Genomic DNA, 6,109 nt, shown 5'->3' on the forward strand with positions numbered 1-6,109 from the left:
TTGGCCGCCTGCGCATCCTCCACCAGGATCACGAACTCGTCGCCACCGAAACGCGCCAGCAGCGCATCGTCGCCGCCCAGTTGCTCTACCGCCAGCTGGATGCGCCGCGCGAACTGCAGCAGCGCCTCGTCGCCGGCCTCGTGGCCCAGGGTGTCGTTGATCCGCTTGAAATCGTCGATGTCGGCGAACAGCAGCGCCAGCCTGCGCTGCGAGGCGCGCGCCGACAGCATGCGATGGTCCAGCGCCTCGCGGAACGCGAGCCGGTTGGTCAGCCCGGTCAACGCATCGGTGTAGGCCATGTGGCGCACGTCGCGGTCGTGCCGGGCGATCGCCTCGCTCATCCGCCCGAACGCGCGCAGCAGTTCGCTGACCTCGTCGTGGCGGCCGCTGTCGCGGCGCTCCACCGCATAGTTGCCGGCCTCGATCTGGCGTGCGGTCGCCGCCATCCAGCGCAACGGCGCCACCAGCGTGCGCTGCACGTAGACCGCCACCATCGCCGCGGTCAGGCCCAGGGCGGCCAGCAACAGCAGCAACCAGCCGAGATGGCGCTTGCCCAGTGCGCCCAGGCGCTGGTCCAGGTTCTGCCCGGCCTTGCGCTCGTACTCCTGCGCGCGTGTCCAGGACATGCCTACCCGCACCCCGCCCACGCGCTGGTCGCCGATCATGATCGGCATCGACACGTCGAGGAACTCCGGCGACTCCTGCGCCAGCAGGCCTTTGGCGCGGATCGCGGCGTCGGCCATCGGCCCGCGCATGCGCTGCCCGTAGCCCACCAGGTCCTTGCTGCCGTCGTGGATCAGCCGCCCGTCGGCGTCGTAGACCAGCACGTAGGCCACCGCCACATAGCCCAGCGCCCCACGCACCTGCGTGCCGATCGCATCCAGGTCGGAGTAGTACACCGGGTTGGCCAGCGAATCGGCCAGTTGCCGCGCCAGCGATTCGCCGCGGGTGCGCATGCTGCTGTCGAACAGGCTGTGGATGGCGTTGCCGCTGAGCGTGCGCACCTCGCGCTGCATCGCCGCCTGGCGCTCCAGCAGCAGGGCCAGGATCGCCATCACCAGCAGCGCAGCCACGCCCATGGCCAGCAGGAACCTGGCCTGCAACCCGAAACGAATGGTCTTCATTCCACTTCCAGCCTCACCCGCGCCACGCCGTCGCGCAGGGCATCCAGGCGTTTCTGCGACGCCGGATCGATCGGGTAGAAACCGGAGGTCCCGAAGAACTGGCGCAGCGCCGCGCGCCCCTGCGGATCGTCAGCGGCGTGCAGCAGCACCTCGCGCAGGCGCGTCTCCACGTCCGTGGGCAGATCGCTGCGCACCATCTCCACCGCGCGCGGATACGGTTCGCTGCGGTAGATCACCCGGAAGTCGCGGCGGAACGCCGGGGGAATGCGGCGATCGTCGTCCCAGTCGAGATTGCTGAACGCCCCGGCATCCACCAGATGCTTGTGCACGAAGGCGGCGATGTTGAGTTCCGAGCGCGCGAACACGTAACCGACCGTTTCCGCCGAGGGCTGGTCCTTGGTCGAGAGCAGGATCTCCGGATGCAGGCCGCGCTCGAACAGCGTCATCATCGGCACCAGGTAGGCGCTGGTGGACAGCGTGCTCTGCAGCGCCAGCGTGCGCCCCCGCAGATCCGACAGGTCGTGCACCGGCGCGTCCTTGCGCACGAAGAATACGGTGTGGTACTGACGCACGCCGTTGCGCTCGGTCAGCAGCAGCGGCTTGGCGCCACCGCGCTGCTCCAGCGCCATCGCGGTGGCAGCGGTCTCGGTGACCCAGTCGACCCGGCCGCGACGCAGGTAACTGCTCATCTGCTGGCTGTCGCGGGCCATCAGGATCTGCCCGGAGGTGATGCCGACCTCGCGCATGCGCGGCACCACGTAGTCCAGCAGCGGCTTGAGTTGCTCGTAATGGGCCTTGGGATTGTCGCTGATGCGCCCCAGCACCAGGACCGAGGGCCGCGCGTGCACGGACGCGGGCCAGCAGATCGCCAGCGCCAGCCACACCACGACCACCCGCCAACGCGAACTGGACAAACCACGATCCCCAAGTAGACCTTGCAAAGCCTAGCCGAAAGCGCATGCCGGTGACAGCGTCACAGAATGGCGCCCGCCGCGCATGCAGTCCGCCCTGGGCGCACGCGTCGGCGCGCGCGCCGCGATGGAGGCCTTCGCGCCTTGCCTGGCCTCAGTTTCCGGCCTGCCCGGCGAGTCGCGCCATGCGCTGCGCATCGGACAGCACGCCGCGCAGCAGGCGCACTTCCTGCTCGGTCAGCTCGGTGCGCAGGAATAGCCGGCGCAACTTGCGCATCGCCGAATCCGGGGCGCGGCCCTTGTGGAAGTCGATATCGTCCAGGGTTTCGGCCAACTGCCCGAACAGCCCTTCCACCTGTGCGTGGCTGGCCGGTGCCTCGCGGAACCCCGGTGCCGGCGCCGGCGCGGGGGCGGCGCCGCGCAGCTGCGCCAGGCGCAGTTCGTAGGCCAGCACCTGCACCGCCGCGGCCAGATTGAGCGAGCTGAACGCCGGATCGGAGGGAATGTGCACGGCCGCATGGCACAACTGCAGTTCCTCGTTGGTCAGGCCAGTGCGCTCGCGCCCGAACACCAGCGCCACCTCCGCCGGTTCGGCGCTGGTGGCGGTCAGGCGCTGCGCGGCATCGGCCGGCAGCAACTCCTCCAGCGACACGCGGCGGCTGCGCGCGGTGCAACCCAGCACCAACCGGCAATCGGCCACTGCGTCGGCCAGCGCCGGCAGCACCGACGCCTGCTGCAACAGATCCTCGGCCCCGGCAGAACGCCGGTAGGCCTCGGTCTCCAGCTCGCATTCCGGCGCCACCAGCACCAGCCGCGACAGCCCCATGGTCTTCATCGCGCGCGCCGCCGCGCCGATGTTGCCGGGGTGCTGGGTCCCGACCAGGACGAAGCGGATACGGAGGGAATCGGTCATGGCGGCACGGCAGGCGAAGCGAACGGGGGCGTAGATGGTAAACTGTGCGGCCGGCCTTGGCGCCGGACTGCTCTTTTCCTCCTCCAGACCCACCTCCGCCTTCTCGGGAGCGCTTGCCATGCAAAAACCCGCCGTCACCGTCATGGTCAAGGCCGCCCGCCTCGCCGGCAACGTGCTGTTGCGCCACATCAACCGCCTGGAAGCACTGAACGTGGTGCAGAAGGACCGCATGGACTACGCCAGCGAAGTCGATGCCGATGCGGAAAAGGTGATCGTCAAGGAGTTGCGCCGCGCCTACCCCGACTACGGCGTGATGGGCGAGGAAAGCGGCGTGCAGGGCGGCGGCCGCTACATGTGGGTGATCGACCCGCTCGACGGCACCAGCAACTACCTGCGCGGCTTCCCGCACTACTGCGTGTCGATCGCCCTGGTCGAGAACGGCGAGCCGGTCGACGCGGTGATCTTCGACCCGCTCCGCAACGAACTGTTCACCGCCAGCCGCGGCAACGGCGCCGTGCTCAACGACCGCCGCATCCGCGTCAGCGAGCGCAAGGAACTCAACGGCGCCATGGTCCACACCGGCTTCGCGCCGCGCGAGCGCAAGCGCACCAGCCCCCAGCTCAAGTGCGTGGATGCGCTGCTGGTGCAGGCCGAGGACATCCGTCGCACCGGTTCGGCGGCACTGGATCTGGCCTATGTGGCCTGCGGCCGCAGCGACGCCTACTTCGAAGCAGGCGTGAAGGCCTGGGACATCGCCGCAGGCGTGCTGCTGGTGCGCGAGGCCGGTGGCCGCGTCACCGATTTCAAGGGCGGCACCCTCGGCCGCATCGACGACCGCGGCCCGCAGCAGTTCCAGGTGGTCGCCGGCAACCTCAAGGTCGGCGACGCGCTGCAGAAGCTGATCGTCAATACCGGCTTCGCCGGGGAGTTCGACGCGAAGTTCTGAGCGAGGCGACCGGCGCCACGCCGGCGCAGCGACACCGCAACAACAGAAAAGCCGCGCACTCGCGCGGCTTTTTTTATGTCCGTCATCCGCCGATCGGACCGGCGCACACCTCCGCACAGGTCCTTTCGCAGCATCCGCCTGGCCTCGCGCAGACGAGTCGCCACCCAGGAAATCCCGTCGAACGCAGAACGCACGGGCCGTTTTGCCGTCACACCGCACTCACGCATTGGACGCTGCGCGCTTCACTCCTGCTTGATCGGCGCTTGCGTAGAAAACGGCACACGACGCGCTACGTGCAGGCAAAACGGCATGTGCGATGCGCCCGACACAATCGGCGAACGCAGCCCTAAAGATCCACAAAACGCGGCCGATACCGATGCGGGTCTTTGCCCGAACTTCCCCGCTGATCCGTGCCTGCATTGCCGTCCCTGCGGCAATGGAGCCGATAGCGCCGCTCTCTCGCATCTTCCGGAGATCTCGCGTGTCCTTCCATCATCTCACCGTCACCAAGCGCCTGGCAATCGGCTTCTGCGGCGTGATCGCCATGTTGTTGCTGGTCGGCATCACCAGCCTGATCGGCTTCCGCAAGTTCACCAGCGCGGCAGCGCTGGACGCGCACACCTACAAGGTCATCACCCTCGGCGACCGCATGCTGGTGAGCCTGCTCAACATTGAGAGCGGCGCGCGCGGCTTCGCCCTGACCCGCGATCCGTCCTACCTGGCGCCACTCGAACTCGGCGAACGCGAGTTCAGCGCACAGTGGCAGGAGTCCAAGCAGCTGACCGCGGACAACGCGGCGCAGCAGGCGCGCCTGCAGACCCTGATGCAGGACTACACGCAGTTCATGGCGACCAAGCGCAAAGCGGTGGAACACATGCGCACCACCGTGGCCGACAGCGACGACGCCCAGCTGGACGCGTTCCGGAGCGTCGGCAAGCAGCAGATGGACGGGTTGCGCGACACGATCGGTCAGTACGAGGACGCCGAGCGCGCGCTGCTGCAGGTGCGCAAGGCCGAGAGCGAGGCGCGCGCGCAGTCGGGCGAATGGACCAGCCTCGGCGGCATGCTGATCGGCATCGTCGCCGCCATCCTGCTCGGCCTGCTGGTCCGCAACAGCCTGATGCGCCAGCTCGGCGGCGAGCCCGCCTACGCAGCCGACGTGGTGCGCCGCATCGCCAGCGGCGACCTGTCGCAGGACGTGCGCCTGCGCACCCAGGCGCCGTCCCTGCTCAACGACATGCGGCAGATGCAGGAGGAACTGCGCACGGTGATCCAGGCGCAGACCGAGATGGCCAGGCAGCATGACGCCGGCCGGATCAGCTTCCGCATGGACGAGGCACGCTTCCCGGGCGAGTACGGGCGCATGGTCCGCGACACCAATGCCCTGGTGCACAGCCATATCTCGGTCAAGCAGCAGCTGATCGCGCTGATGGGCGAGTATGCCGAAGGCGATCTGAGCCGCGACCTGGAGCAGTTCCCGGGCGAGAAGGCGATCCTGACCGAGACCATGGCCAAGGTGAAGCGCAATCTCGGCGCGATCAACGACGAGATCGACCTGCTGGTGCGCGCCGCCGCGCAGGGAGACTTCTCCCGCCGCGGCAATGATCAGCGTTTCCGTCACGCCTTCCGCGGCATGGTCGCCAACCTCAACACGATGATGACGGGCACCGAGACCAATCTGGCGGCGCTGTCGCAGCTGTTGCGCGCGATCGCCGCCGGCGACCTGACCCAGACCATGCAGGGCGAGTTCCACGGCGTGTTCGCGCGGATGCGCGACGACGCCAACGCCACCGTCGCGCAACTGACCGACATGGTCGGCCGCATCCAGCAGGCCGCGGCCAGCATCGACACCGCCGCGGGCGAGATCGCCAGCGGCAACGACGACCTGTCGCGCCGCACCGAGCAGCAGGCCGCCAGCCTGGAGGAAACCGCCGCATCGATGGAGGAACTGACCGCCACGGTGAAGCAGAACGCCGAGCATGCGCGCCAGGCCAACCAGTTGGCCGCCGGCGCGGCCTCGGTGGCCTCGCAGGGCGGCACGGTGGTCGGACAGGTCGTCACCACCATGGACGGCATCGAGGCGGCCTCGAAGAAGATCGCCGACATCATCGGCGTGATCGACGGCATCGCCTTCCAGACCAATATCCTGGCACTCAATGCCGCGGTGGAAGCGGCACGCGCCGGCGAGCAGGGCCGCGGTTTCGCCGTGGTCGCC

Annotated in this window: 5 protein-coding genes; 2 read left to right on the forward strand and 3 right to left on the reverse strand. The window is 68.6% G+C overall.

Annotated features, from left to right (window positions below; all coding sequences use genetic code 11):
• From D183_RS0120710 to D183_RS0120720, 3 genes are all read right to left on the reverse strand, one after another.
• On the reverse strand, positions 1 to 1,124 hold a 1,124-nt coding region (locus tag D183_RS0120710), incomplete at its 3' end, for a diguanylate cyclase domain-containing protein (protein WP_017910681.1).
• Positions 1,121 to 2,038 (reverse strand): PhnD/SsuA/transferrin family substrate-binding protein, encoded by a 918-nt coding sequence (locus D183_RS0120715; RefSeq protein WP_017910682.1) that lies wholly within the window; start codon positions 2,036 to 2,038, stop codon positions 1,121 to 1,123. The genes D183_RS0120715 and D183_RS0120710, both read right to left, overlap by 4 nt.
• A 151-nt stretch (positions 2,039 to 2,189) precedes the next feature.
• Positions 2,190 to 2,948: an RNA methyltransferase gene (locus D183_RS0120720; RefSeq protein WP_017910683.1), complete on the reverse strand. Its 759-nt coding sequence runs from the start codon at positions 2,946 to 2,948 to the stop codon at positions 2,190 to 2,192.
• Positions 2,949 to 3,066: 118 nt separating this feature from the next.
• Here D183_RS0120720 and D183_RS0120725 point away from each other — a divergent pair, with 118 nt between their 5' ends.
• Positions 3,067 to 3,894: an inositol monophosphatase family protein gene (locus tag D183_RS0120725; RefSeq protein WP_026144017.1), complete on the forward strand. Its 828-nt coding sequence runs from the start codon at positions 3,067 to 3,069 to the stop codon at positions 3,892 to 3,894.
• Between the two features lie 481 nt (positions 3,895 to 4,375).
• Positions 4,376 to 6,109: methyl-accepting chemotaxis protein (locus D183_RS0120730; RefSeq protein ID WP_017910685.1), on the forward strand; the 1,734-nt coding region annotated here is incomplete at its 3' end.

The sequence above is a fragment of the Xanthomonas sp. SHU 199 genome, assembly GCF_000364665.1.
Classification (GTDB): domain Bacteria; phylum Pseudomonadota; class Gammaproteobacteria; order Xanthomonadales; family Xanthomonadaceae; genus Xanthomonas_A; species Xanthomonas_A sontii.

Bases quoted from the DNA above. Each gene is read 5' to 3' on its own strand.
- D183_RS0120720 (WP_017910683.1), bottom strand. From the start codon at position 2,948: ATGACCGATTCCCTCCGTATCCGCTTCGTCCTGGTCGGGACCCAGCAC.
- D183_RS0120725 (WP_026144017.1), top strand. From the start codon at position 3,067: ATGCAAAAACCCGCCGTCACCGTCATGGTCAAGGCCGCCCGCCTCGCC.